This window comes from Neisseria sp. P0021.S007, assembly GCF_051956855.1.
Genome location: NZ_JBQCXA010001752.1, coordinates 1 through 438, shown reverse-complemented (window position 1 = coordinate 438; position 438 = coordinate 1). Strand labels below are relative to the sequence as shown.

The following is a 438-nucleotide window of genomic DNA, read 5'->3' as shown; positions in this document are numbered from 1 at the left end:
CGTAAAACTGCCCTGCAAATGCTCGACAAATACGCCGCCCAAGCCCTGAATCCCATACGCACCGGCTTTATCCATCGGCTCGCCGCTGGCAACATAGGCTGCAATCTCCTCAGCCGTCAACGTTTTAAAGCGTACTTCGCTCGTCTGCACCACATCATGGCATACGCCTTGCCAATAAACGCACACAGCCGTCAACACTTGATGCGTCCGTCCGGATAAACGTTCCAGCATATCGACCGCATCCGCCTCGGATTCCGGTTTACCTAAAATAACCGCACCATCCGCCACCGTCGTATCCGCCGTCAATACAGCAAACTCAGGTTCTTGATTATGAGCAGCAAACCATTGCGCCACCGCCGCCTGATTTTTCTCACAGGCCATACGGCGCACATACTCTACTGCTGCTTCGCCTTCTTTATGGGTTTCATCAATATCCAC

At 53.0% G+C, this 438-nt stretch carries 1 protein-coding gene; it reads right to left on the bottom strand.

Annotated elements, in window-relative coordinates; translation table 11 throughout:
• Nucleotides 1-438, bottom strand: a 438-nt coding sequence (locus tag ACTHUR_RS21275) for a Maf family protein (protein ID WP_440400796.1), incomplete at both ends; no start/stop codon positions are given.